A 26,526-nucleotide genomic window follows, 5' to 3' on the forward strand; every position below is an offset into this window, starting at 1 on the left:
TCTCCAGATATGTAACTAAATAGGTTGCAATTATCTTTACTTGCCTTCTTCGACGATGACTAGGTCCCAGGGCGCAAGATCCACGTCTTGAGCGGCTGCAATCGACTTGCCCGTGAGCAGGTCGGTCCCCGGCTTCTGGTTGTAGGTGAAACTCTGCTTATCGCTCGAGTAGTTGAAGAAGTAGTGCAGCGTATTCCCTTTACCGTTCACGCCGCTCTTTTCGCGGACCGGCGCAGGCAGCCTGTTGGGATTGGGTGCGATATGTGCGTCAGCAAGCGCTGCGAGAACGACCTGCCCCTGCAGCTTATCGGTGAGCACGGTGCCCTCATACGTCAGCGAGCCGGAGCCGAACTCATTGCGGGTGATCGCCGGCCACTGCCCAAAGAAAGGATGATCATAGAAAGCCAAGGGCTTCGCATGCTCGAGCTTTAAAAACTCCGCCCAGTGCGAGACCTTGTTCTCGTCACCACTCTTGAAGGGATCATCCTTCAGCGCGAGAGGCTTCTCAAGGTTGGAGAACTCCTGGTAGCTGAAACCCGCCGCCTCGCGCAATGGCCCCGGAGCCATCACCCAGCGGACAGCGGAGTTCTCGTTGGCGAAGCCAGACTTGAAACACATCAATACATGCCCGCCGCCTTTGACGTAATCGGAGATGCGCATAAGCAGGGCATCGTCCGCGATGTAGAGCGGTGGAACAACGATCAGCTTGTACTGAGAGAGATCGGCCGCGGTCGACGTGGGAAAGATAAAGTCCGCGCCGACATTGGCGTTGAAGAGAGCGCGATGAAGCTGATGCACCAGAGTGCTGTAGTCCGCGGTAGTCCGCCCCATCGCCCAGCCCTGGCGCGGCTCGGAGGCAAAGGGCATGAAGTCAAGAGCGTTGGCCGAGTCGACGCTGTAGAGAATCGCCACGTCGTTCTCGATCTTGAGGTTCACCAATTGCGGCCCAATCTTCTTCAACTCATGCGCGGTCTTTGACACCTCGGCATAGGCGCGGTTGGGTTCAAGATCATGCGAGAGCACACCCTTCCAGTAAGTCTCCTGCCCGGAGTGGATCGATGCCCAGTGCCAATACTCGACCATGTTCGCACCGCTTGAAAGGTGGGTGTAGACATCGAGGCGAAGCTGGCCGTCGTAAGGCGGATATTGATAGGACGAGGACCAATCGGTGGTCTGCGCGTTGGTCTCCGTTACAAGATAGTTCATGTGCTTCAGAGAACGCGTGTAGTCGCCCTGCTCGGCCTGGTTCTGCCCGTCGAAATGGTCCTGCGTCGCGTGGTATGGGTTGTCCGCAACGATATCGAGTGTCTTGCTCACTTCAAGCTCGTTGACATCGCGCTTCATCACGCCACCAAGATCCTGCGTCACAAACTGGTTCGGTCCACGATACTCACGAACCAGCGCGGCCTGCCACGCCAGATAGTTCGTCACGCGCATCTGCGACCATCGCGTCCACTCCAACTTGTACCCGGTGCTGATCGTGCCATCGCGCGGCGGCATGTTCTCCCAGCCGTTCACATCCTCGCCCCAGTAGTTCAGGAACCATGCCTTGTTCAAGTTGTCGGTCGTGCCAAACTTCTGCTTAAGGTGATCCACGAAGCCCGTGAAAACATCGTTGTTGGAGGCACCATAGGAAGCCGTCTCGTTATCGATCTGCCATCCGATGACATTGGGGTTGCTCTTGTAGTGCTCCACCATGTTGCGGATCACGCGCTGTGCGTAAAAACGGAAGGTTGGATTGTCCGTGTCCATGTTCTGCCGCATGCCGTAGAAGGTCTGCGCTCCGCCCAGCGGACGGGCGAGCACCTCGGGATGCTCGTGATACATCCACGTCGGGATAGAGTAGGTGGGCGTGCCCATGATGACCTTGATGCCGGCCTTACCCATCGCATCGACGACACGATCCATCCAAGCGTACTCGAACCTGCCGTCTTCTGGCTCCCACAGACTCCACGTCGATTCGCCCATGCGAACAACTGTAATGTCGGCTGCCTTCATCAGGGCGATGTCCTTATCGAGCCGCCCTGGCTGCAGCTCCGCCGGCATGTACTCGTTGTAGTAGGCAGCACCATAGAGAACATCGTTCATGGCTCCCACAGCGGGCTTGTTCTGCCCGGAAACCGTCAACGCCGTAAGCAGCAAAGTAGCTGCCGCCGCAATTTGTAACTTTTTCACGATCAATCTCCTAGCGCGCGGCGAGCTCGCCGGTCAACGGCAGTGAGTGAAGGCGGATGCGAACGACTTGCCCGAGAACTCCGGCGTGAAACTGCAGGCCGCGGTCGGTCTGATCGCCGTTCCAGATGCGCGTCATCTTCCACACACCGTTCTCGTAGTTCCCTTCCTCGGCGCGGAGAATCTCGAGCTGCGCGTTGTGCGCCTTCCCGTACTCGGGCGAGAACGTGAAAGTCACGCTTGCGTCGAAGCCGGTTGCAAGGAACTCATATTCGCCGGGCTTGCCATCGATCTGCGCAACCAGGGCGCGGCCATGCGAGTCCGCCGTTCCCGGCGGCACTTCACCATCCTTCTGCGGAAAACCGAACGACGCCGTTGCAACGACATCGCCAAAATGTAGCTGCTGACGCGCCATTGCTGGGTCTTCCACCGCGGTCTGCAACTTTCCTTCGAGGTTGAACTGCGCGATCTCGCTCTGCATCGGTCCGATCAGCGCATAGTCCGCTGAAAGAAACTCCGGCATCTCGTGCTTCTTCAGCGTCCAGTCGGTGTAGTCGATGCCGAAGGGCGAGAAGCCGATCGCACCGTGACCAAGAGCGTAGAAGAAGTAGCGGCCGAAGTTCTTCGCAATTCCGGTCTCGGGGATGAAGAGCGGGTTATCCGAACGATGATAGGCCGCGACGACCGAGTGATAGAAGGGCACGTCATCCGAGTAAAAGTCGGGCGCGAGAACATCGATGTTCGGCGCGGCCGCCTTCCAGATCGCAATGTTCTGCTGCTGCGCTCCGCCGCTGGGATACTCCTGCCCCGCGCTGGCCTTGTCGCGATTCTCGAGCGCATGCACCGGATAGGTCACCCACACGTTGCAGTACATCGGCAGCGGATACTCCGCCTTGCCCGCCTTCGCGACCTCGTTGATGTAGCTCGACGTTGCATAGGCAGCGAAGCTCTCATCGGCATCGGCACCGAAGGTCTGCGACCACGTACCAGTCTTCGCCGTGTGGAGTGTGGAAGTCAGCGACTCAGGCACAGCGCCCTCGAAGAGCTTCTCCGCCGCAGGCGAGTAGTCGCGCACCGAGCCAACCGATCCCGACTCGTTTTCCACCTGGATCATGATGACGGTGTGCTTTGATCCATCGATCTCCTTCACATGGCGCATCAGCGCGGCGAAGGCGTGCTTGTCTGCTTCAAGGTTGTTGGCAGAGTGCGGTGACATCACGTCGAGCAGTTTGCCGTATGCCGTCTGCTCACGCGGATACTTGATCGGATCGGTCTTGATCCACTCCGGCACGTAGTGGTTCTGGCCGTTCTTCCATGTGCCAAACCAGAGCAGCACCAGATGAAGATTGTGCTCGCGCGCTCCCTTTACCAGCAGGTCGACATTGGCAAAATCGAACTTGCCCGGCGTAGGCTCCATCAACTCCCAATAGACCGGCGCTTCGACCGTGTTCACATGAAGGTCGGCAAGAGCGGGCCAGACATCCGGCAGTGTGCTCGCCCAGGAGCTGGAGTTGTTAATCTGCGCGCCGAGCACAAGGAACGGCTTGCCATCGACGGTCATGGCGAAGTTGTCGCCGCGCTTTTCGATATGGGGCATCTGCGCGTTCAGCGTAAGAGGAAGGGCAAGCGTGGCGGCGAGGAAGATCCGGCAGAGGTTCAAGAGTTCGCTCCTGGTCGTTACTGAAACGGGGCATCGGTAAAACGTTTTCGCGGCGGACTGCTCTGGAGTTGGACATACCTACTAAACGCTATCGAGATAAGGAATGTAAAGGCTTACATAGAAGTTTCATGCCGCCGCCGCAAGACCACCCATGCCCTTCAGGCAAGGAGTTGAAGTAACCCGGCAAGCTTCATGGACGAGTCCGACACCGTGCCTCGCGGCAGGTCCGGACCGATAGCGATTGCCTGGTTATGACCTTCGAACCATGCCAGAAAACGGGACTGGTCTGAACCCGGAAGCCGCTGCAGGTTCAGCCACGTGTAATACGCTCCCATGTCGGCATCGACCAGCGACCCTTCGGGATCTGCCTTCGGCCCTCCGCCTTCAATCGGCGCGCCGCTGAGCATCGCATTCATAGGCTGCTGCTCCTGCCGCGGAGCGTAGCGAAGGACAAGCGTAGAAGGCTGGGCGCGGCGCAGGCACTCGCGCCCGGCCCACTGAACGAAGGTGGTCGAGAAGATCTGCGTCCCCGATCCCTGGGTCAACAAACTCAGTTGAAAACGGTTCAGTACTTCGCTATCGGGCCCCGAGGCAAGGCCCACATCCTGCGGCTTCATCTGCGCCAGCAGCGAACGCAACGCCTCTGGTCCGGAGGTGCCGGAGCTGATCGTCTGCTGCGTGCGGCCAAGCAATGCGCTCCTCGCCGGAGCGAGAGCATCGTAGGAGACCTGCGTCAGCCGAGTTGCCGGCGCGGCGGTTCCGCCATCGACATACCAGTGGGCGAAGGCAGAGTTCTCCGAACTCTTCTGCGCCCGTGCAGAAGCATGTGCCAGGATCTGCCCCACGCCATCATCCGGCTTCACCTTCGTGAAGTAGATCCCATGCTGCCGAAGCTTGCTGAACGGCCGGAAGCTGGTCTGGTCGACTCCGTTGCCAACAATGACGATTGCGAGCCTTGGCGTAGCAGGCGGCGGCGTAGGCGCGGCTACCGCAAGCTGTGTCGTGTAGTTGTCCGCAGCCGCATGGAAAGCATCCATCTGATGCGTGCTCCAGAGCCACGCCGTCAGTTGCTCGAGAAACGAAGACGGCACGTTGACCCAATCGACGGCTTCGAGGTCCGCGTTCAGCCGCAGCGCCGCGAACTCCTTGGTACGATCCGCCAACTGTGAGGACGACATGGCACCAAGCCACTGAATCTGGCGATCGATCTGCGCGCGCTCTGCGGGCAGCTTCCAGTCGTAGCCGCTCACCTCGTTCAGCAGGCTGGGAAGCAGGGCAAGCGGCATCTGCTGCAGGATGGCGATGTGCTCCGTCGCGAAGGCGCGGGCCTGCGGTGGATACGCGGCGAAATCAGCGGGCTTCAACTGCGCAGGCAGCATGGCTACAGCACCTCCCGCAGCGGAGAGCCTTTAGCACAGGTGGGCGAAAAGCCCAGCAGGCTGCCGAGCGTCGGCACCAGGTCCAGCGAGTCCACAGGCCGATCCACCACAGCGTTTTGCCGCACGCCAGGTCCTAGCACCATCATCCACGTCGTTCTAGATAGCGCATCGCCGGTGCGGTGATGCTGGAAGCCGTTGCCTCCCGGCGAGATGTCCGAGTCCCGGCCAAAGTCGGGAAGGATAAACATCGTCGTCTTGCCCTTGTACTCCGGATCCGTCTCGATCGCCTTCCAGATGTCACTGCACAGGCGATCCGACCTGCGGATGCCGTCGAGATAAAGCGAGTACGCCCCCGAGTGCGCGATGTCGATATCGTGCAGCGTGATCCAGAGTAGGCTCGGCGAGAGCTGCCGCATCAACTGCCGGGCTATAAACACCGACAGTTCGTCGGGGCTCGCCAGCGAGCGCGCATGCGATGTGAAGTCATCCACCGAGAGCTTCAGGATGTCGGCGACCTTTTCGATCTCCACATCGTGCGATCCGCTGCCCCCGCCAACTGCCGAGGTATAGAGTGGCGACTCGTAGTTATCGCGGAGCAGGTGCTCATAGTCGTTGCCGGACTTGCCGCCCATCGCCGCGGCAAGCAGTTGTTTCGGCAGCAGCACCTCCGCGCCAAGCTCCGGCCCGAAGCCGCGACGATCGCTCGCGCCGATGCGGTTAAAGCCGTTGCTTGGAGCCACGATCCACGCATCGTGCGCGGGCCGCTTCAGGTCTTTGCGGAAGTATTCGAAGACCGTTGGGTTCTCAGGCGGCGTCTGCGCGAAGTTGTTGAAGGTCTCATACGCTCCCGTGGCCAGCGAAGCCGTCGCGACGTAGTGCCCAAGGATGCCGTGATTGATGACCTGCGTGAAGAACGTGCTCTGCGGGATTAACTCGCTGAGCATATGCGGGATGTTCTCCTGGCCTTCGGGAGCAAACGTCTCCTCATCGCGCGCTCCGCCGCCAAATGTAACGACGACAGCCTTCTGCCCGCGTGGAAGCTGTTGCGCGCGCAGCGGCGTAAACCCACTCAGCGAGGTCGCCGTGGCCGCGCCAATCGCGGTACGCAGAAACTCGCGACGGTCCCAGCCTCGCTTCGCTCCCATCTCGCGAAGCGTCGCGCTGAGACTTTCGCCGGCGAGGTTCAGCCCCGCGTTTAGTTGGATTTGACGAGGAATGTCACGACCTCCTGCAGACGCGCGTTCACGGTGTCCTTGGCCTGCTGCGTGTACTTCTGTTGCAACGCAATCTCCTCTTGCGCCTTGTCTTTCATCCCTAGGTGCGCGTACGCCCGCGAGAGCCTGTAGTGCGCCTCGGGATACGTCGGTCGCAACTCGATGGCCCGCTGCAGCGGAGCGACGCTCTCCTGCCATTGCAACTGCGACTGCTCCAGCACCGCAAGCTGGAAGTGCGCCTCGGGCAGCTTTGGGTCGGCTGCAATCGCCTGGTCGAGCAGCCGCTTCACCTCAGGCCTGTCCTGCTCTGCCGAAGGCCGATGCAGCAGGCTCACCGCCGCAAAGGTCGCCGCCTGCGCGTTCTCCGGATGCCGGTGAGCGAACTCCGATAGGCCGTTGCACTGTGCGCTGGCGTCCTCCGCAATGGCGGAGCAGCTCCGGCCAAGCAGGTCCGCGTAGAGCGCGTTTTCGGGCTCTTTCTGTAGCAGGTCGGAGAATGTCACGACCGCCTCTGGATAGTGCTGCCCGCCAAACTGCGCGATGCCTTTCGCAACCTCAAAGTGCTTGCTTGCGGGATAACGCGAAGTGCCAAAGTCAGCCATGGTCACGGCTTCGTCCCAGGTCCAATGCCGCATCAGTTCAAGCGTAAGCGCATAGAGATTGGCATCGCTGGGGTTCGACTTTGCCGCCGCTTGATAATGCGCAATGGCCTGTTGAAACTCGCCCAGCTTCTCCTCGATGTCCCCGGCGAGGGCGTCCGTCTGGTCGTTGGACTCCGTCGCCGGAATGCGGTCGATCGCGGCTTTGGCTTCCTTCAGCGAACCCGAGTCAAACAATGCCAGCGCTAGGTTGTATTCCACCGAAGCGTCCGCAGGCTGCAGCGCTGCGGCAGCGGCAAAGGCCTTCGCGGCTTCCACGGGTTGAGCTTTGAGCATAAGGGCCTGGCCGAGGTTCGACTGTGTTGCTGCGTTCTTGGGATCGAGTCTGAGCGCGGACCTTAGCTCCGGAATCGCCGCGTCCGGCTTACTCAACTTCAGATAAGCGGCACCCAGATTCGCATGGGCGATGGCCGCATGAGGAGCGACTGCGCAGGCTCGTCGCAGGTAAGGCAATGCCGCGGTCGTGCGGTCGCTCTCCGCATACAGGCTACCCAGGGCCTCATTGGCCTGATAGTTCGCGGGGAAGCGTGCGGTCAGGTCTGCAAGTAAAGGTTCGGAGGTCTTGAGGTCACCCTGGTCGTATGCGTCGAGAGCGCGCTTCAATATCGCCTGGTCGGCGGCAGACAAGGGACGCTTTGCGGAAGATTGAGCCGAAACCCTGGGATTCAGGGGAAGCGCGAAGAGGACGATTGCCAGGAACCTTGAGGCCCTCAAAGAAACGCGAATTTGAGGTCGAGACATAGATAAAAGTCCTTGGCGGATGCGCCCCGTTAAGGAGACGCATCCGCCTTGGATTCTAGTGCAGTGGATTGGTGATCGCCTAGAAGGTGTACTTCAGAGCGAATTGGAAGTAGCGCGAGTCAGGGGCATTCGCAGCGAAGACACGAGCGCTAGTGATCTGACCGCCATTACCAGAGATGCCCGTGTTGCTGGGCGTACCGTAGCCGGGTGTGTTGAGAGCGTTGAAGATGTCCGCGCGGAACTGGAGGCTCTGTTCGCGGAAGGTTGGGAAAGACTTGAAGAGAGAAGCATCGACGCGTTCGTATCCCGGAGCAGTCGTCTGGCCACGGTTGCTGCCGACATAAGGCAGGGCCGCCGCACCAGAAACGGTGTTCGGGATGAGTTGCGTGGTGCCAGGGTAGAAGTTGGTCGTATAGCCGATGTTATCCGGCAGTGGGTTTGCGAAGGCGCAGGGGTTATACCAGTTGATGACCGTCCGCACCTTGGTGGGACAGGCAATGCCGGGGTTGGAAGCGTTGGGGCTGCCACCACCACTGAAGGGATCGCCAACTCGGTTGGCGTTAGCCGATGCGCCGCTGGGACTGTTGATGCTATTCGTTCCGATGGTAATGGGCTGACCCGTCTCCGCTCGGAAGACGAAGCTGCTCGACCAACCCCCGATTGCGTAGTCGGCAATCTTTCCACTGTTGTTGAAGTACTTGCGTCCCTTACCGACAGGAAGCTCATAGTTGCCGTTGATGGTGAGACGATGGCGGACATCAAAACCAGACGGACCATAATCTCCCCTCCAGCCAAGGATGTTGATGCCACGGTCGCCCTGGTCGCCCGTGGTACCAAGCGGGGTGTCCGCATTGTCCAGCGACTTCCCGTAGGTGTAGGTCGTGAGGAAGCTGAGGCCATTGGTCAAGCGCTTTTCGAGCTTGGCCTGCAGCGAGTTGTAGTTGGAGGCAGCGTCATAGGCGGTGTACGAGAAGTTGACGTGCGGGAAGGGTTCGAGCGGATTGGTATGGTCGCCGTTCGCATCGGTGTAGCCGCTGAAGTCGTGTGGCGCCAGCGCGGTCTGGCCGTTGGCGTTGGGAAATGACTGCAGGTGATGGGAGACCGCACCGACATACCCGATCGACCCGACCAGCGAATTGCTGATACCGTACTCCACCGTTAGGTTGTACTGCTGGCTATAAGGCGTGCGGATCTTCGCTTCCCCACCGCGCAGCGTGGGCTGTGCGGGAGCCGTGAGCAAGCCGGTAGGCGAGTTCAACAGAGCGCTGAATCCATTCTCGAGGGTAAAGCCGTTGTTGGTGCAAGAGGTCTGCGTGCAGCTTGATGCGCTGTAGGTTGAGTCGAACTCGAACGGGAAGTTTTCGCCGAAGTTCGGGTAATAGCCGACGCTTTCGAGACCGCCGAAGAAGATACCGTATCCGCCGTGGACTACAGCTTTGTCAGTCGCCTTGTAGGCAAATCCGACACGAGGCGCCACGTTTGTCTTCTGCGGCTGTTCGAGATAGCGATTGCTTACATACTTGATGGTGATGCCATCCTCGGCGAGCAGATTGACGAACTTGCTCGGAATCGTCACCTTGCCCTGTTGGCTGATTGGAATACGGTACTCACCCGTGCTGGCGCTGGCGACAAACGGGCTGGTTGGAATGAAAGCAGCCTGGTTATCGTGACGCTCAAGATACGGCGTGGAGTAATCGTAGCGAGCACCGTAGTTGACGGTGAGGCGCTGGCTGACCTTCCAGTCGTCCTGAGCATAGAAGGAGCGATTGAAGCGAAGGTCATCTGAAGTGAAGATGTTGGAGACAGCCGTACTATTCTGGTTATTTGTCAGGAAGTCGGCGATGCCATAACCCGTATTTGGAATAGTCTGTCCGGCTTGATTGAAACCGGTGGTATAAGTTCCGGTGAAGTTATAGGTACCGCGGGGTTGGGTGGGCTGAGACGTCGAGAACCGAATGCGCTGGATGTTGATACCGGTCTTGAAGGTGTGATTTCCCCAAACCTTAGTGACGTTGTCGAGAATCTGATAGACGTTTTCATACTCGTTCGTTGCGTAAAACTGAGGCGAACCGAAGACGGACAGACCGCCCACGTTGATGTACGGCAGACCGCCATTGTTCGGAGCATACGGCACGCCACCAAGTCCAAGACTAGAGGCGAGTGTAGGGTTGTTGGCGTTCTCGTGCAGACCGTCGAAGTGGCCGTAGTTGTATCCAAAACGAAACTCGTTCGTGAGCGTCGGAGTGAAGATGTGGGTCTCGCTTCCGGCAAAGTTTTCGCCCAACTGAACGACCTGGCCAGTATCACCGAAGCCGCCACCATCCAGGATCGGCCCAAGAGGCGCCGGATGAGTTGCAGGTTCGTGGTTGTAGCTGTAGCGCCCGAATGCCTGATCCCTGGAACTGATATTCCAGTCCATACGGGTGTCCCACTGGAAGGTATTGTCCAGAGTGTTCGTCTGGCTGGTGAAGTTGCTATAGGTCTGCCCCGCAACGCCGATGTTCGGGCTCGGGAACAGGCTAAGTAGCTTGAGAGCGACCGGATCAAGCGTGATGCCCGATTGGTCGAGCCGGTTACCGGCGATTGGCGTCGTTCCCGGCGCTGTTGGATTCGGCGCATAGAGCTGGATCGTATTGCCGTTGACCAGCGCAGGATTGAGTAGTTCGCTGAAGTTTCCCGTGCGTTCAAGCGCCGTCGGGACGGTAAGCCCGGAGTGCGTCTCGCCGAAGACGATACGGTTCGCCTCCACGTCGCCGAAGAAGAACAGCTTGTCCTTGATGATTGGCAGACCGAGCGTGGCACCGAACTGGTTTTGGCGATACTCAGCGATGGGCGAAGAGCCCTGGAAGAACTCGCGCACGTCGAAGGCGTCGTTACGAATGTATTCCCAGGCAGATCCGTGGATGTGGTTGGTACCGGACTTAATGGAAGCGTTTACAACAGCGCCCGCAGAATGGCCGAACTCTGAGCTGTAGGCTCCGGTCTGTACTTTGAACTCCGCCAGAGCATCCGGCGGAGGACGTACGACGTAGCTGGCACCGTTGAAGAAGTCGACCACGTTTACGTTGTTGTCGACGCCGTCCATGATGTAGTTGTTCTGCTCTGCGCGCTGACCGTTGGCGTTGAAGTCACCGCCCTTTTGGCCACGGGCTCCGTTTGCGGGAGCGACGCCGGCAGTGAGTTGCGCGATGAAGACCCAGTTACGGCCGTTGAGCGGGGTGTCGTTGATTGTCTTCGATTCGATGACTTGGCCAGTCGAACCTTCTTCCGTCTGCAGCAGGGGCGGAGCAGAAGTTACTGTTACGGTCTCGGTTGTCGCTCCGCTCTTCAGTTGGATTTGCAGGGCGATGCGGTCCTGAACGTGCAAGGCAACGTTTTCCTGCGTTGTCGTCTCAAAGCCGGAGGCTGAGGCGGAAACAGTATAGGTACCGATCTTCAACGGCGAGAAGACGAAGACGCCGCTTGCATCGGTCGTTCCCTTCAAAGTGAGACCCGTTTCCGTGCTGCTTACCGTCACCGCCGCGTTTGGAACTACCGCGCCGGTGGAATCCGTTACTGTTCCGGTGATTGCGCCCTGATCGGCCTGCGAGAACGCCGGCTGGGCCGCAAAGATCGCCACGCAGAGGCATAAAGCCATCTGCACAAACTTGCGTAGTCTCCCAAAGGTCGTGCTGTTGCTCTTTATCATTTTGATTCTTCCTTGTTGTCGGACATCTGTGGTTGAAGCATTTCCGTCGGATCGCATCCCTGCTCTTTGTCTCTGCAGTGCCCGGGCGCAAATCTTGAGCGAGCCGAGGCTTACAGCCGATTTTGACGGAACTTTTCCAAGCAGGCCGAACCGTATTCCTGTTCGCAGTTCGCTGTCAAGCAACTTTTGTAGATATCGATATCAATTGACTTTTTTGCAATGTAACTGGTTTCATTTCGGGTCTTCCAGCTTGCGCGTACATCGAAAAGCTCACTGCCGGCATCGAATACGCAAGGTCACGAAGTGTAGCTTCAAGCCTTCGCGACACCCCGACGATTCGCCCTGAGATCAGCTATCCTGCGTTACCAACTCTTTTACAACTTGCTTCTACGGCACGACCCGGCTCTACCATCTGACTCACTCGAGGACACTCCTTGTTCGAAACGGCGTACCGAAAGACCTTCACCGCCATCCACTTCAGCCTTAGCTCCGTGGTCGCCGTATCTGTAGCGCTTTCTCTTTGCACGCCTGGAAGGGGCCAGTCCACCAGTTCGCCACACCTCGTGCAGACAAATCTCTACCGGACTGAAGGTCTGGCGGAGCTTCCAGAGGCGCCTGCACCTCAGGGCGAACTCGCTATCGGCTCTTCCTCCAGCTTTGGCGAAGGCGAAGCAGAGTCTGCGGGTGCACCCGCACGTACTCCCAGGTTCGCGCCTAAGCCTCTTGCGCCGCTCTATGACAAATACATTGAACCCAGCCAGCGCGCGCAGCCGTTGACCGGCTTGACGCGGAAGTTGCTCTTCGGCGCAGACCAGATCATCTCGCCTTACTTCTTCGTCGCCGTCGTGGGCTCAGCTTCGTACGAGCAGGCAGCGAATGGGAGTCCAAACTACGGCACCAACGGCGGAGCCTACGGCCAGCGCCTCGGAGCCGCCGCAATCCGAGACGCGTCTCAGTCCATCTTCACCGACGGCCTAATGCCCGCAGTCTTCCACCAGGATCCCCGCTACTACGTCAGGGGCAAGAGCCACAACGCCTTTTTCCGTGGAACCTACGCCGTGTCGCGCGTCTTCATCACCCGCACCGACGGCGGGGCCAACGCGCCAAACTACTCGCTCTTTGCAGGACATGCTGCGACAGCCATCCTCCAGAATGCCTACTATCCGGATGTGAACCACGGCGCGGAAGAGACGGCCAAGGGCTTCGCCGGCTCCTTCGCGGGCGCTGCCCTGAGCAACACCGTACGCGAGTTCTTCCCTGACCTGCTGCATCTGGTGCATCTCGAATAGCTTCAACGGTTTCGGCCCAGTCGCCATCCGTCGGCGTCCGTCCACAACCTATGTCGTTTTGCCGCCGAAATCGACGCTGCAGATTAACCCGCTCCTTGCGCACTTTAATGCAGAATCTTGCAGCCCAGCCTTAATTGCTTCCGATGGACGTTGCCCCTACGTAGGCTAGGGCTTGTGATATTGCGGGAAGATGTAATAGATAGAACCACATTGCCCACTCCCGCATCTATTTGCGGTGCCCTAGAGTTAAAGAGATGCTCCCGAAATTGAACGGCATCATCCGAGCCCGTTGTTTCAGAGCCGCAAGCTTCACACTATAAAGATCCACACGGAGACAGAGACAAACATGGCGAAGCCAGCAAAATTGATGGAGAAGGCCCTCGTTCTGGGAGCCAAGGGAGGTTGGGCAGTCTTCAACAAGCTCAACTCGATCAGCCCCAACGCAAGCTTTACCCCCAAGTGGAGCGATAAGCCCCTCCTCAAGAGCTATCAGAAAGAGAAGCCGCCCCTCGGCTGGCCGCGCACCACCGACTCTCTCTGCCCCAAGTGCATCCCTGAGATCCGCCAGCAGATCGTCGACGGCAAGCTGCCCCACGAGATCCTGCTCAACGAGAAGGTCGGCGAGATCAAGGCCCAGATCATCGAGCGCGACGGCCAGATCCTGATGGTTAAGGACTGCCCCATCCACGGGCACTTCGAAGACGTCATGTCGATCGACACGGCCTTCTTCAAGCACCTCGAAGAGGTCTTCCCTGGCCGCGACATCAAGGCGCACAACGACGAGAAGCTGCACAACCACGGTACGTCCACTGTGACCCACGGCCGCGGCTCGGTCCTCACCATCGACCTGACCAACCGCTGCAACATGATGTGCGACCCCTGCTTCATGGACGCCAACCAGGTCGGCTTCGTCCACGAACTGACGTGGGATGAGATCAAGACCATGCTCGACAACGCGGTCACGATCAAGCCCAAGCGCCAGATGTCGGTCCAGTTCTCCGGCGGCGAGCCCACGCTCAGCCCCTACTTCCTCGACGCCGTCGCCTACGCCCGCAAGGTCGGTTACACCTCCGTCCAGGCCGCGACCAACGGCATCGAGTTTGCCAAGTCCAAGGAGTTCTCGAAGGCCGCCGCTGAAGCCGGTCTCCGCTACGCTTACCTGCAGTTCGACGGCATCGGCAACGCTGCCAACTCGCACCGCAAGGTCGGCAACGCGTTCGACGTGAAGCTCCAGGCCATCCACAACCTGCACGAAGCCGGCGTCGACATCGTTCCCGTAACGACGATCATCAACGGCATCAACAACGAGCAGGTTGGCAACATCATCAACTTCGCGCTCGACAACCCGAAGAAGATCAACTTCCTCAGCTTCCAGCCCGTCAGCTTCACCGGCCGCGACGAAGACATCTCCGACGAGCGCCGCAAGGCACAGCGCTACACGCTCTCGCACATGGCGCACGATGTGAAGAACCAGACCGGCCTCGGCGAGCCCGTCCGCGACTGGTTCCCCATCTCCTTCATGTCGACCTTCTCGGACTGGGCCGACCTCGTCCACGGCCCGAACCACGACTGGGGCCAGCTCTCCTGCGGCTGCCACCCGAACTGCGGTATTGGCATGGCGCTGATGATCGACAAGGAGACCAAGGAAGCCGTTCCGGTGACCGCGTTCCTCAATGCCGATCGTCTTGCGAAGGACGTTGCCCGCATCAACGACGCGGCCCGCGGCAAGTGGCTCTCCATCATCGGTGTCTCGCTCGCGCTGCTCCGCAACTACGAGCCCGAGAAGGCCCCGACCCACTTCAAGATCAAGGACCTGCTGCAGAAGTTCGACAAGTGCTTCGGCGCAACCGGCAAGAACTACGGCAAGGTCACCGCGGACCGCACGATGGAAGACATCAACATGCGCCGCGCGGACCGCTGGAACTTCCTCTTCATCGCCGGCATGTGGTTCCAGGACCTCTTCAACTACGACTTCCGCCGCACCGAGCAGTGCATCATTCCTTACGCGACGCAGGAAGGCGAGATCAGCTTCTGCGCGTACAACACCGGCGTAGGCTGGCGCAACATCATCGAGAAGATGCACATGACCTCTACCCTCACCAAGTGGTACGAGGAGCATGGCCGTCACGAGATCTTTGCCGGCGGTAAGAAGGTCGGTCTCGAGAAGGAAGCGAAGTACGATCTCGTCATCAACGAAGCGCACGTCAACGCGGCGGCCAACGATACGTTCGATAAGAGCGGCATCGCCAAGAACGCCCGCGAAGAGAAGATCCGCGCACGCGATGCGAAGATCAAGCAGGATGCCGAGAACGCCCGCATGGCCAAGCTCTACCGCAAGGAGATTCTGCAGGAGCCCGATGCTCCCGCAGGTTTCATCTCGCTGGGCGACATCAAGCCAGCCGCTCCCGTAGCTTCGAAGGCGGAAGTAGAAGAGACCGTCTCCGGCGACTAGGCATTGCATGCAGCAGACGCGCTTCGCGCGAAACCCTGAACTACAGCAACAAATACGAAGGCCGCCAGCAATGGCGGCCTTTGTCTTCTTAGTAGTAGTAGAAAAGCGGTCGGGACATCTTGTACGCTTCCTGCCGAAGAGATAGATTCATCTCATCGCCCAATCTGGAGTTCGAAATGGGGTTCGGCTTTCGCAAGACCTTTAGCTCGGGCCCGTTCCGGTTCACAGCTTCGCCGAGCGGTTTTAGCAGCTCCGTCGGTGTGCCCGGCGCCCGCCTCAGTTCGGGACCACGAGGCACGTTTGTAACCGTGTCCTCACATGGAGCCTATTACCGGCACAGAATTGACGCTCCTAAGAGGAAGGTAGATTCTGGCCCGCCCAGTCGCCCAGCGATAGATCAAGACGTGATCGACTCGGTCTTTCAAGTCCCTCTTGCCGAACTGATTGCGTCCAATCAAAGCGATGTGGTTGATAAGCTGAATGCGAATGTTGGAGCGACAAACCCGGCTGTCTTCGTATTCATTCTTTCCGGATTTTCACTCCTAGTCGCAGTGACTTTTCCGACTCTTGGTGCTTTATTATCCATTCTGCTGCTTCTCAGCGGAATCGTTGTTTATAAGCGCTTCAAAGACTCTCACACCCTGCACATCCATTATTCGCTAGATGCGGTAGCGACGATCAACTTCAGCAAGACAGTGAAGGCGCTGGAATCTTTAGCATCTTGCTACAGAATTTGGACGCTAAACACGAGGACCGCATCCCACGACAGCAAGAGAAATGCCGGTGCGGGGCAATTAATTACCCGAAAAACAGCTGGCGTCGGAGTCTTTGCGACAGAAGGTTTCTCATCCTCACTTGCCTTCTCTTCGATCAAAGCTAACGATATGCTGCTGCACTTTCTTCCGGACCAAATTCTTCTCTTCGCCAATAATCGGTATGCCGCGATCCGATACGAAGACTTGAACGTGGACGCCATCTGCACTCGCTTTATCGAAACCGAAGGCGTACCGCCAGATAGCAAAAAAGTCGATACTACTTGGCGATTCGTGAATAAGAATGGTGGACCAGACAGAAGATTCAATAACAACACTCAAATCCCCGTCGTGCAATATGGGGAGGTCACACTCTATACGGCCAGCGGACTACAGATAATTCTTCAAACTTCGAGCTACGAGAAAGGTGCCGCTTTCACAGCTCGCTTCAATGAGAATGATAAAGCCCGGGAGACTCGAGATACGCATAAAGCGCCAGATGACATGTCGGACGTTGAGTTACTACTTGACTGCTATAAGTTGCTTGGCATTGCCTATCCAGCTTCGCTGGAAGAGGTCTCAGCGGCTTACCGTCGACAGGCATCTCTCTACCATCCCGACAAATACGAACATCTGGCGCCTGAGATGAAGCATCTTGCTTCCATAAAGATGCAGCAGATCAATGCTGCTTATGAGCTGATGAAGTCCGAGATAGGATGCCGATAGGTCAAAACTCCACCAACTCCACACCCAACCTCTCAAAGTGCTTCCGGTTCCGCGTCGCCACCTTCAATCCATGCACCCTCGCTGTTGCCGCGATATAGGCGTCGGTATTTTCTGGGTGGAACCCGGCCAAGTCCTTGCTGCCGAGCATTCGTCCGCACAAATCTGCGATCTCGAGCGTCACGGGCAGAAGCCTGGCTTCGTATTTCACCAATACGAAGTCACTGAGCCACGCATCCAGGCCGCTTCTCTTTCTGCCTGCGGGCAGCCGTTCAATTCCCGTTCGAAGCTCCTGGATCGTGACGACGCTGATGTACGTCTCTTCGAGCACAATCGTTGCAAGCCAGCTTGCAACCTGAGCGTCTGGCACTGGTTTCGACCACTGCGAGACGACATCCGTGTCCAGCAGGCTAGCCAAGGTCTACTGGCCTCGACTGCCAATCCCTTTCGGGAAGTTCAAGATCGAACCGGTCCTCAAACGAAGGCCGCAGCGCCTCCCACGCGCTAACGAACTTTTTCGGCTCGCTTTCGGCGGCTTTCACGGGCTCCTCCTGCTGATCTTGTTTCGCTGTAATGACGAACGTCCTGCCCTTTTGCCGGATCACCTGTGGGCCTTCATCCGCCGCCGCGTCCAGCAGCGCGCTGAATCTTGCTTCTGCGTCCACAGCTTGCCATGTTCCCATCGCACCCTCCGGTTCAGCCGTTCAACTGCTTGCCGCCAACGATGGACGGAGCTTTGAATGGCATAGAGCCCGCATGCAGCCCAGCAACAGTTTAGCAACTCCGAAGCAAGGGTGAGTGCAACTCAGAACTCCACCAACTCCACACCCAGCTTCTCTAAGTGCTTCCGGTTAAGCGTCGCCACCTGCAACCCATGCACCCGCGCCGTCGCCGCGATCAGGAAGTCTGTCAGATCGAGATTTAAACCAACTCTCTCCGCCTCAACCGAGAGCTGACCAGCTAAATCCGCGACCACCACATCCACAGGAAATATCCGCTTGCCGTATTCCACGGCAACCTCGGCTCCGAGCCAAACCTCCAACTCACGCCGCTTCCTGCCTTCGGGCAACTTCTCGGCTCCACGGCGAAGCTCCGCAAACGTAATGGCGCTCAGAAATGTTTCAGTCAGATCTACGGTTCCGAGCCAGGCGATCGCAGCACCCTGTGGCCTGTCCTTGGCAGTCTGAGAGATCACGCTGGTATCGAGAAGATATTTCAGAACTCAACCTCTCCAAACTTCCCTTTGATAGGTTTCAGCTTGATGCCTGACCCGCGCAGAGGAGAGTTGAGCCAGAAGTCCGCCGCACTTTGCTTCGGCTTCGCCCGCTCAAGCCACTGTTTCTTCGACACGATCACGACGGCGTCCTTGCCGCTCTTGGTGACCTCCTGCGGACCCTCGGTCATGGCCTTCTCGATGACTTCACTGAACTGCGCCTTAGCCTGTGCTACTCCCCATGTACCCATAGATATTTGCCTCCGCATGACCATTCTAGTCAGAATGACCACAATAGTCATTTCATGCCAGATAAATGTCCAGCATGTGGGCACCGGAACCTTCCACGATAAAGGCAAGCTGCGCTGATGATCCGGCGGCTTGGATCCTGGAGCTTTGCTCTTCGCCATCCACCAGAGTCTGCTTTGCTACCATGCCCGGCGGCAGCGGAATCGTTATCTCGAAACGCTTCGCCGAGCCGGTAAAGGCAAACTCTATCCGCTTCGTCGCAGGATCAAAGCGATACCGATAATGCGCGTAGCCGCGCGAAGCCGGATAGCGGACAGAGACGGTTGCGGTGCTTACACCTGAAGAGAGCCAACGCGGCGTTAGCTCTACACGGCTAAACGCTGCTCCCTGGTCCTGCACGCCGGCCAAGCCTTCAATGAGCGCTGCCGTTAGAGCAGCTGCCCCCCAGTTGTTGGGCATGCCAAACGAGACATCATTCCACGGAGGCAGATACATCGCCGCATCGGAGAGCGTGAGGCCCAGCACCATCCACTTGGCGTCCGTCTCTAGGCAATCGAGATCGATGGAAGCAATCGTCTTCTCCGGATGGGGATGCGAGAAGCCCGCAACATACACGCCAACGTTCCCAAACTTCTGGTTGGCTCCGCGCCACGCAACCTGTAGCCGGTCTGGACTCGTCGGCCCGGAGCGATAGTCAAACTCCCCGTCTGCCGGTCCCCACCAATGACCTATGTTGACTCCCGCCCTGATGTACTCAGTAGAGGTGCTGCCGTCGGCATAGCGAACGGTGAGACTGCCCACAAGATCGTCGCCACCCTTGGTATGCAGCAGGTAGAAGCTTCGAGCGCTCGCGTGAACCGGGATGCTCACATGCCGCGCGAATCCTTCTGCGCTTGAGATGGCGATACACGCACGCTGCGCGTTGGCCGCTGGGTCGATCAGGTCGAAAGGCACACCTCGGAAGCTCTGCCTTCCATGCGGTACAGCGCGAAGGTCATTCTCCGGCTCACCCATCCAACCCACCACGCCAGGCCTTCCGGCTCCTGTATCGGCGTTCGCAAGATCGCGCAGATTCACTTCAGCGAACGTTCGAGCAGGCGGCTCCGTCGCCTTACCTCGCAGTATCGCGGGAACAAAGCCATTGTGCGCCCGGGCCATGACCGCATAGCGATGCAGGATATCTACCCCATAGCTCTCAAACCCATGTTCGAACGCGCCCAGGGCGAGCTCCCCCGCAACACAGGACATCACGCCGCCATTCATGTACTCCCACTTCGCATTCTCACTCTCGAAGCCACGTTCGAACGGCGGATAGATGGAGTAGAACTCACCCGGCGAAGTCGAAGGCATCTCCTGCCGAATCCGCTGATAGGTCCGCACGATGGCCGAACATCTCTCGTCGCTCACACCGTAGTTCAGGCTGTATGCGTTCGAAAGCGAGATCTGGCGCGCAAGATCCACTCCGAGATCGAGCTTCAGCGCCGCATCTTCCGAAGTCCAGTGAGTAAAGAACTCGCCGTTCCAGCAAAGCGCGTTCACGCGCTCTTCGATCTGGTCGGCCAGCGCGTTCATCCCTGCAACTTCACTCTCGCGACCGGCCGCATGCAGCATCTCCGCTAGTTTTCGCAGCGAGCTGACGAGGTGCGTGTTGTCGCCAAAGAAGATCCCGAAGTGCGTCTTCTTCAAATCAATGACCATCGGATCGCCACCGACGAGATTGCTCTCACTCGCGCAAAGAAAGTCCCACGTATCGACGGTAAAACCGCGCTTCAGCAGCTTGAATTTTTCGGACCAGCGGTAAGGATCAGACGTCGCGTAGTGAACCGCACGAATCGCTGCATCCACCTTCAGGCTCATCCACGGCGTGTCGCCCGTGGTCTTCCACGCCGTGTAGATGCTTTCGATTAGATACGCTTCCACGTGATTCTCGACCGGCGCACGACGCAGGAGCAGGCGGCCATTCTCAATCCGTCGCACGAAGCCACCGTAGCCAAACCGGCGCTCCCAGTCAGTCTCTGCAGGCGTACATGGCTCGAAGTTCTCCCACACCATTCCGTCTTCGCGCTGATTCGCCATATAGAAATCGATGCTCGACTTCACCTCGGGCCAGAAGTAACGCATGCCTTTCAGGGTGTTCGTGTTGTCCATCACCCAGGTGTTGAAACCGGTGTACAGCGCGTCGCCGTTACGAACGGCGCTGACCGGACCATCGCTGAACATCGTCCATTCAAGGTCCTTCAGCAGGCGCCTGAACTTGCCGCCTTCGTCATCGATATCAGTCTGGCAGTCGAGCTGGAACAAGCGCCTTGAAAGCACCCGGCCCTCGGCATCTATGAGGGTGACACTGTGTGTTCCCAGCGCCCCCGCAGCCGCAAATTGAAACGATTTCGCGGCATCGCTCCGAAAGTAGACTTGATGATCGCCGTCACGGACCTCGAGCCGCCCCACAACGACTGAATTGACATGGATGTCATCCAGAGGACGAAACGGAGATAGCGGCTCGGGTGAGAGCTTCAGCAGCTCTTCATGATTCTCAGCATTGCCCTCAGGCTTGGACGCCGAAGCAGCGTCCAGCGTCAGGCCGTATCCGGATAGCGGCAAAGACTTCAGAAAGCTGCGCCGTGTTGTCATCGAGCCTCAGCGTCCCAGAGTGCTGGGTCTCTGAACTATAGCCTTTCGGCGGAAACTCTCGTCCTGAAACGGACCCTAGTTGCCGTAGTGATGAATCACAGCACGCCGTGCGCGTCCGTGGCGATGCACCGCTGCTGTCCGCAGACGTCCCTTACCCCGCGTGCTTTCGCCGAAAGACCACGTCCGTACCGGCCCCACATCCACATGGACGAACTGCGAGACGGGATAGTACCCCACGCCCCCGGCCTCGAAGGACTCGGCCGTGTCGCGAAGCTTCGCGGTCTGCACGCCGGGGACGCGAATGTCGATGGCCTTCGCTTCCATGTGCTGGCTGTGCTCGGCAACCCCGCTGGAGGCGCTGCCATGCCGCAGGAAGGCGTTGCTCCAGGGTGTGCGATAGCCACAGACGATGTCGATGATCCCGTTCGGCTTGCCCAGCCGCGCCATGATGGAGTGCAGCAGGTCGAACTCCTTCACGTCGTAGTGGCTGGCGTCGTCCGTCCGGTGGTCGCGCAGGAAGTGGTTCAACTGCGCCAGCGCCTCCGGGATGTAGGTGTCTCCGATGCGGTAGACCACGTCAAGGCTTTCGCCCGTATGCAGATGATGCAGATGCAGGCTGTACACCTTGCCCGCAAGAGTTGAAGAGCCCATCAACAGCGAATCTGACGGCGAAGCCCCGGCAACTGCCCCCACTGCAGGAAGCTCAACCGATTGCCCCTTCGCGCTCCCGCCTGATACAGCCAGCGAGAGAACACCGATCAGCCCCGCCATGTAGAGTCTTGTTGCAAAACGCATCCGCACGCCCCAAATTGAGTCTCGCGAATGACAAATGCAAATCGCCATTCACTCCTTTCAGTTTACCGCAGCGTAACCTGGGCCAGACCTGGGGTTTGTAACACTTTCGTATGCAATCGGGTTCCCCTTCGGGAAAGCCATATTCCCCCGCAATTCGTCAATTTTTCTTAACATCCGTGGAATCGATCGCTGCTTCGACGTTTCCCTGCATCATACGGTCTGTAGCCTGTCAGACATTCTTTCTCAATGGGACGCCCGCAGGCCGATTCAACAGGAGATTTCATGAAAACCATCTTGTGGGCAACCACGCTCGCTGTGGCATCGGTAGCAACGATGCCGATCCATGCAGAAACCAAGCTGTCTGACCTGAACGACCGTCTCGCAGCCGCGACACAGGTTATCCATGAGATCCAGGCGACCCCCGATGGCGGCATTCCGGACGCAATCGTCAGCGACGCAACCTGCATTGCCGTTATCCCCAGCGTCAAGAAGGCCGCCTTCATCGTTGGAGCCTCGTACGGCCAGGGTGTCGTCACCTGCCGCACGCCCAAGGGCTGGAGCGCGCCGGTGTTCATCCGTCTCGCAGGCGGAAGCGTCGGCTTCCAGATCGGCGGCCAGGCGACCGACCTCGTTCTGGTCGCGGTCAACGACAAGGGCTTCCAGGACCTTCTGAAGTCGAAGTTCAAGATTGGCGCTGACGCCGCTGCCGCAGCCGGTCCGGTTGGCCGCAACGCCGCCGCAGCCACCGACTGGAAGCTGAACGCGGAGCTGCTCACCTACTCGCGCTCGAAGGGCCTCTTCGCCGGCATCGACCTGAACGGCGCAGTCGTCTCGCAGAATACGGAAGACACCGACGTCTTCTACGGCGGCACCGCGAAGCCGTTTGAAGAGATCCTGCATGGTGCGATCGCCGTTCCCGCGGGCGCGAAGGCCTTCGTCCGCACCGTGGCCCGTTACTTCCACGCTGTAAAGTAATCCGGATACCATCCCCCAAAGGCCGCATGGGCTCAGCTCATGCGGCCTTTGTGCGTGGACAGGCAAGCCCGCATCAAGCGGCTTTGTGGCACCCTAGAGTCATGACCTTCGATCCCATCCAGCTCCGCGTTCTGGGCGCGCTTATCGAAAAAGAGATCACGACGCCGGAGAACTATCCGCTCTCGCTGAACTCGCTGATCTCCGCCTGCAACCAGCGTTCGAGCCGCGAGCCCGTCCTCGATCTCACCGAAGATCAAGTTCGCCAGGCCGTACACTCGCTGGAAGACATGGGGCTCGTGTCTCCTGTGCGCGACGCCCGCGTGCCCAAGTACGAGCACCGCATCCGCACCGTACTCAACCTTCGCCGCGACGAGACGGCGATCCTCTGCCTGCTTCTACTGCGAGGCCCGCAGACGCCCGGAGAGCTTCGCGGCCGCGCCGACCGCATGTACAGCTTCGACGACATTGCCGCTGTCCAGTCCACGCTGGAGCGCATGGCGAATCGCAGCGCTTCCGCGCCGGATAGCACTTCGGAGCAGTCGACGCCGTTAGTGGTTCAGCTCGCCCGCCAACCCGGCTCCCGCGAGTCGCGCTACGCGCACCTTCTTGGCGGCCCGGTCGCCTCCGCTCCGCAACCGAGCACTTCGTATGCCTCCGACCGTTCCTTCGCCGCCAAAAATTCTTCCGAAGACGAGCATCTGTCCGCGCGCATCCAAGCTTTAGAAGCGGCACTTATGGCGCTGGAGGCGCGTGTCGACGCCATGGAGAAAGCCAAGCTCGAAGATTCAACCGAAGAGCCGCCGCCAGCGTAGAATCCTGCTACTTCGTCTATGCTGGGTACGGAAGCGATCGAGAAGCGCCGCACATTGGCAGGATTCGCGCACGTATTGAAACTCCGTGGGTACAAGGGCTCTGGCATCGATGGAGAAGTATCCTGCGTTATTTGAATGGAACTCTGCCGACACGACGTCCGCCCGCATGGAGGCGCAGATGACATCCCTGCTGGAGCGGCTATCCGACGGCGTGCTAATGATCGACCGCGAGTGGAGAGTGATCTACGCCAACCCCGCGGCCATGCGCATCAGCCGGCTGCGTCCGGAAGACCTGAACTCCCGCACCCACTGGGAGCTGTATCCCGAGACCGTCGGCACCGTCATCGAGCGAATGTACCGCGACGTCATGAACGGCGGAGAAGATGCGCTGATCGTCTACTACCACGAGCCCTTTGACGTCTGGCTTGATATCCACATCTTCTCCATAAAAGAAGGCATCGCGCTGCACTATAGCGACGTTACAGGCCGTATGCGCGCAGAGCAGGCTCGCGACGAATCCATGCGCAAGCTGGAACAGGTGATGGCAGCGATCACTGACTCCGTCGTCTGCATCGACCGCGACTGGAACTGCACCTTCGCCAACGACGCCGCGCTGAAGATCCTGCAGACGGACTCCCTTATCGGTGAGAACCTCTGGACGCGCTTCCCCGGCAACAACGAGGAACCCTTCGCCTCCAACTACCGCGCCACCATGGAGCGGCGCGTCAGCACGGAGTTCGAGGCATACTACGCCGAGCCGCTGGATATCTGGTTCCGCGTCAGTGCGCATCCCTTCGAAGACGGCATCATCATCCTTTCGAGCGACATCACCGAATGGAAGCATGCGGAAGCGCTCCGCGAAGCGGCTGCGCGACGACTCGCCCAGGTACTGGAAGTCACGACGGACTGCGTCGTCACCCTTGATCGCAGCTGGCGGTACTCCTTCGTCAACGGCAGGGCGGCGGCACTTCTTCAGCGATTCGACCTGCTCGGGAAGAACCTCTGGGAGGAGTTTCCCGAGGCGATCCATAGCCAAGCCCCTGCCTTCTATCAACGTTGCATGGACAACGGTGTGCCCTGCGACTTTGAAGACTTCTACCCGGAGCCTTTGAATCTGTGGCTGTCGCAGCAGTGCAGACCCTACGACGACGGGATCGCAATCTTCTTCCGTGACACCACGGAAGAGCGCAAGTCCCGCAGCGTCTATCGCCAGCAGCGCGACCTCATCACCTTCGTCCAGCAATCGGCTCGCATCGCGTTCTGGACCCTCGAAATCTCCACCGGCAAACTCGAGTTCGATGTCGGCTCCTACCCCGTGTATGGCCACTCGCTCTCCGCTCTCGATAACGTAGTCGCCTTCCGCGCCATCGTGCACCCCGATGACCGAGAGGCAGTTGCCGCCACTGCCCGGCGCGCCATCGCAGCCTCTGACCTGGTGATCAACGACTTCCGCGTAATCGACGCGGAAGGAAAGGTTCGTTGGCTCGAGGCAAGGTCGCAGCGTGTTCTGGAAGACGGCCAGCCCGTGCGCCTCGGTGGCATGACCATCGACATCTCCGCCCGCAAGCAGGGCGAGCAGGCACTCGCCGCAAGCGAAGAGCGCTACCGCGTCCTCACCGAGCTCAGCCCTCAGTTCATCTGGACCGGCGCGCCAGACGGACAGATCACCTACGCGAATCAAGGCTTTCTCGACTACCTGGGCTTTACGGCCGCCGAGTTCTGCGGGACGGGGTGGTTGAACGGATTCGAACCAGAGGACCGGACCCGGGTCCACGACACCTGGCTGGCCTCCGTCGCAACCGGGGAGCTCTTCGACATCGAAGCTCAGATCGTGAACGGCGACACACGACTCCACCGATGGTGGTGGATTCGCGCTCGCCCACTGCGGGATGCCTTTGGGAAGATCGTCAACTGGCTCGGCGTGGCAGTCGATATCCACGACCGCAAGACCGCAGTCGACGCTCTCCGCGAGAAGCAGCTCGAGACCGAACGCCAGCGGGCCGAACTGGAGACAGTCTATCGAACCGCGCCGATTGGCCTCGCACTCTTCGATCCGGTCGAGTTCCGCTACCTTCGCTTGAACGATCGCCAGGCCGAGCTCGTCGGCCTGCCCATGGACCAGATTCTGGGTCGGCAGGTCGCTGAGATCGCTCCGATTCCCGGACTCAACGAGATGTTCTCCCAGGTTGCGCGCGGGACGCCCATCAAGAACGCTCTGATCGAAGGCGTCACCGCCGCTCGCCCTGACGAGCACCGCTACTGGAACGTCAACTACTTTCCCGTGATGAGCAGCGACGGCACGGTGCGCGCCATCACCGCCGCCTCGCTCGAGATCACCAACCAGAAGAAGGCCGAGCTGGCGTTGATCCAAAGCGAGAAACTCGCCGCCGTGGGCCGCCTGGCCAGCTCCATCTCCCACGAGATCAATAACCCGCTCGAAGCCGTAACCAACCTGCTCTATCTGATCGCAAACGAACCCGATCTGCCCGGATCGGCAGTCCCCTTCGTTGAAACGGCGCAGAGCGAGCTCGCGCGCGTCTCAGAGATCGCCCGCCAGGCCCTGCGCTTCCATCGCCAGGCGGTGAGCGCGACATGGGTCACTGCGGAGTCTTTGGTCGGTGCCGTCCTGAATCTCTATCGCGGTCGTCTTGTGAACTCGAACATCGTGATCGACGCCAGCTACCGGACCCAGACCCCGGTCCTCTGTTTTGAAAACGATATACGGCAGGTCCTGACCAACCTTATCGCCAACGCCATCGACGCGATGCGTCTCGGCGGCCGACTGATTGTGCGGGCTCACGACGCAACCAGCTACTCGGCGGAACACCCGGAGGGAAGGCGAGGCCTGCGCATCGCGATAGCCGATACCGGACACGGCATGCCCGGAAAAGTCCTCGAGCGCATCTTCGAACCCTTCTACACTACCAAGGCGCTGAACGGCACGGGGCTGGGCCTCTGGATCTCCCACGGCATCATCGAGCGACATGGAGGCCAGCTCCGAATCCGCAGCAGCGAAGATATCGGCCACCGTGGAACCGTCGCCATCATCTTTCTGCCTCATCTCAGCGCCGAGAGCGATAGCCCCACTCTCTCCTCGGACCATCCGTTCTCCAGCTGACGCC

Annotated in this window: 18 protein-coding genes and 1 pseudogene; 7 read left to right on the forward strand and 12 right to left on the reverse strand. The window is 59.2% G+C overall.

What is annotated here, in order from left to right:
• Window positions 1-36: 36 nt before the first annotated feature.
• The 6 genes from OHL18_RS02565 to OHL18_RS02590 form a co-directional block, all read right to left on the reverse strand.
• On the reverse strand, window positions 37-2,175 hold the full coding sequence (locus tag OHL18_RS02565) for a beta-galactosidase (protein ID WP_263373266.1): 2,139 nt from the start codon (window positions 2,173-2,175) through the stop codon (window positions 37-39).
• Window positions 2,176-2,185: 10 nt separating this feature from the next.
• On the reverse strand, window positions 2,186-3,832 hold the full coding sequence (locus OHL18_RS02570) for a GH35 family beta-galactosidase (RefSeq protein ID WP_263373267.1): 1,647 nt from the start codon (window positions 3,830-3,832) through the stop codon (window positions 2,186-2,188).
• Between the two features lie 158 nt (window positions 3,833-3,990).
• Window positions 3,991-5,211 (reverse strand): hypothetical protein, encoded by a 1,221-nt coding sequence (locus tag OHL18_RS02575; RefSeq protein WP_263373268.1) that lies wholly within the window; start codon window positions 5,209-5,211, stop codon window positions 3,991-3,993.
• A 2-nt stretch (window positions 5,212-5,213) separates the two neighbouring features.
• A complete protein-coding gene (locus OHL18_RS02580; protein ID WP_263373269.1) occupies window positions 5,214-6,356 on the reverse strand; it encodes an alkaline phosphatase family protein in 1,143 nt (380 codons plus the stop codon).
• A gap of 50 nt (window positions 6,357-6,406) precedes the next feature.
• Complete coding sequence (locus tag OHL18_RS02585) at window positions 6,407-7,711, reverse strand: tetratricopeptide repeat protein (protein ID WP_263373270.1); 1,305 nt, start codon at window positions 7,709-7,711, stop codon at window positions 6,407-6,409.
• 193 nt (window positions 7,712-7,904) lie between these two features.
• Complete coding sequence (locus OHL18_RS02590) at window positions 7,905-11,513, reverse strand: TonB-dependent receptor (protein WP_263373271.1); 3,609 nt, start codon at window positions 11,511-11,513, stop codon at window positions 7,905-7,907.
• A 434-nt stretch (window positions 11,514-11,947) separates the two neighbouring features.
• Here OHL18_RS02590 and OHL18_RS02595 point away from each other — a divergent pair, with 434 nt between their 5' ends.
• The 4 genes and pseudogenes from OHL18_RS02595 (at window position 11,948) to OHL18_RS02605 (ending at window position 16,732) form a co-directional block, all read left to right on the forward strand.
• Entirely contained in the window at window positions 11,948-12,802 is an 855-nt protein-coding gene (locus OHL18_RS02595) for a hypothetical protein (RefSeq protein ID WP_263373272.1), read from the forward strand.
• A gap of 346 nt (window positions 12,803-13,148) precedes the next feature.
• Window positions 13,149-15,254, forward strand: coding sequence for a radical SAM protein (locus OHL18_RS02600; RefSeq protein ID WP_263373273.1), 2,106 nt, complete (start codon window positions 13,149-13,151; stop codon window positions 15,252-15,254).
• A 176-nt stretch (window positions 15,255-15,430) separates the two neighbouring features.
• Window positions 15,431-15,577: pseudogene (locus tag OHL18_RS23195) on the forward strand (DUF4236 domain-containing protein); the annotation flags it as partial.
• Between the two features lie 81 nt (window positions 15,578-15,658).
• Window positions 15,659-16,732 carry a J domain-containing protein gene (locus OHL18_RS02605; protein WP_263373274.1) on the forward strand — a complete coding sequence of 358 codons (1,074 nt, stop codon included), beginning with the start codon at window positions 15,659-15,661 and terminating at the stop codon, window positions 16,730-16,732.
• A gap of 1 nt (window position 16,733) precedes the next feature.
• Here the strand turns inward: OHL18_RS02605 and OHL18_RS02610 are convergent, their stop codons facing one another.
• The 6 genes from OHL18_RS02610 to OHL18_RS02635 form a co-directional block, all read right to left on the reverse strand.
• Window positions 16,734-17,147, reverse strand: coding sequence for a type II toxin-antitoxin system VapC family toxin (locus OHL18_RS02610; RefSeq protein ID WP_263373275.1), 414 nt, complete (start codon window positions 17,145-17,147; stop codon window positions 16,734-16,736).
• Window positions 17,140-17,412 carry a type II toxin-antitoxin system prevent-host-death family antitoxin gene (locus OHL18_RS02615; protein WP_263373276.1) on the reverse strand — a complete coding sequence of 91 codons (273 nt, stop codon included), beginning with the start codon at window positions 17,410-17,412 and terminating at the stop codon, window positions 17,140-17,142. The genes OHL18_RS02610 and OHL18_RS02615 overlap by 8 nt, the downstream gene beginning before the upstream one ends.
• A 122-nt stretch (window positions 17,413-17,534) precedes the next feature.
• Window positions 17,535-17,948, reverse strand: a complete 414-nt coding sequence (locus OHL18_RS02620) for a type II toxin-antitoxin system VapC family toxin (protein WP_263374574.1) — start codon at window positions 17,946-17,948, stop codon at window positions 17,535-17,537.
• Window positions 17,945-18,193 carry a type II toxin-antitoxin system Phd/YefM family antitoxin gene (locus OHL18_RS02625; RefSeq protein WP_263373277.1) on the reverse strand — a complete coding sequence of 83 codons (249 nt, stop codon included), beginning with the start codon at window positions 18,191-18,193 and terminating at the stop codon, window positions 17,945-17,947. The genes OHL18_RS02620 and OHL18_RS02625 overlap by 4 nt, the downstream gene beginning before the upstream one ends.
• 52 nt (window positions 18,194-18,245) lie before the next feature.
• On the reverse strand, window positions 18,246-20,822 hold the full coding sequence (locus OHL18_RS02630; protein ID WP_263373278.1) for a hypothetical protein: 2,577 nt from the start codon (window positions 20,820-20,822) through the stop codon (window positions 18,246-18,248).
• Between the two features lie 75 nt (window positions 20,823-20,897).
• Window positions 20,898-21,617 (reverse strand): DUF882 domain-containing protein, encoded by a 720-nt coding sequence (locus tag OHL18_RS02635; protein ID WP_263373279.1) that lies wholly within the window; start codon window positions 21,615-21,617, stop codon window positions 20,898-20,900.
• 282 nt (window positions 21,618-21,899) lie between these two features.
• On the opposite strand from OHL18_RS02635, the gene OHL18_RS02640 reads away from it, so the two are divergent.
• From OHL18_RS02640 to OHL18_RS02650, 3 genes are all read left to right on the forward strand, one after another.
• Window positions 21,900-22,592, forward strand: a complete 693-nt coding sequence (locus tag OHL18_RS02640) for a lipid-binding SYLF domain-containing protein (protein WP_263373280.1) — start codon at window positions 21,900-21,902, stop codon at window positions 22,590-22,592.
• A 101-nt stretch (window positions 22,593-22,693) separates the two neighbouring features.
• Complete coding sequence (locus tag OHL18_RS02645; protein ID WP_263373281.1) at window positions 22,694-23,404, forward strand: YceH family protein; 711 nt, start codon at window positions 22,694-22,696, stop codon at window positions 23,402-23,404.
• Window positions 23,405-23,513: 109 nt separating this feature from the next.
• Window positions 23,514-26,522 carry a PAS domain-containing protein gene (locus tag OHL18_RS02650; RefSeq protein WP_263373282.1) on the forward strand — a complete coding sequence of 1,003 codons (3,009 nt, stop codon included), beginning with the start codon at window positions 23,514-23,516 and terminating at the stop codon, window positions 26,520-26,522.
• The last annotated feature ends 4 nt before the right edge of the window (window positions 26,523-26,526 follow it).

It is taken from the genome of Granulicella aggregans (assembly GCF_025685565.1).
Taxonomy (GTDB): domain Bacteria; phylum Acidobacteriota; class Terriglobia; order Terriglobales; family Acidobacteriaceae; genus Edaphobacter; species Edaphobacter aggregans_B.

Bases quoted from the DNA above. Each gene is read 5' to 3' on its own strand.
- OHL18_RS02650 (WP_263373282.1), top strand. From the start codon at position 23,514: ATGGAGAAGTATCCTGCGTTATTTGAATGGAACTCTGCCGACACGACG.
- OHL18_RS02580 (WP_263373269.1), bottom strand. From the start codon at position 6,356: ATGGGAGCGAAGCGAGGCTGGGACCGTCGCGAGTTTCTGCGTACCGCG.
- OHL18_RS02645 (WP_263373281.1), top strand. From the start codon at position 22,694: ATGACCTTCGATCCCATCCAGCTCCGCGTTCTGGGCGCGCTTATCGAA.
- OHL18_RS02635 (WP_263373279.1), bottom strand. From the start codon at position 21,617: ATGCGTTTTGCAACAAGACTCTACATGGCGGGGCTGATCGGTGTTCTC.
- OHL18_RS02630 (WP_263373278.1), bottom strand. From the start codon at position 20,822: ATGACAACACGGCGCAGCTTTCTGAAGTCTTTGCCGCTATCCGGATAC.
- OHL18_RS02625 (WP_263373277.1), bottom strand. From the start codon at position 18,193: ATGGGTACATGGGGAGTAGCACAGGCTAAGGCGCAGTTCAGTGAAGTC.
- OHL18_RS02575 (WP_263373268.1), bottom strand. From the start codon at position 5,211: ATGCTGCCTGCGCAGTTGAAGCCCGCTGATTTCGCCGCGTATCCACCG.
- OHL18_RS02600 (WP_263373273.1), top strand. From the start codon at position 13,149: ATGGCGAAGCCAGCAAAATTGATGGAGAAGGCCCTCGTTCTGGGAGCC.
- OHL18_RS02640 (WP_263373280.1), top strand. From the start codon at position 21,900: ATGAAAACCATCTTGTGGGCAACCACGCTCGCTGTGGCATCGGTAGCA.
- OHL18_RS02590 (WP_263373271.1), bottom strand. From the start codon at position 11,513: ATGATAAAGAGCAACAGCACGACCTTTGGGAGACTACGCAAGTTTGTG.
- OHL18_RS02615 (WP_263373276.1), bottom strand. From the start codon at position 17,412: ATGGGAACATGGCAAGCTGTGGACGCAGAAGCAAGATTCAGCGCGCTG.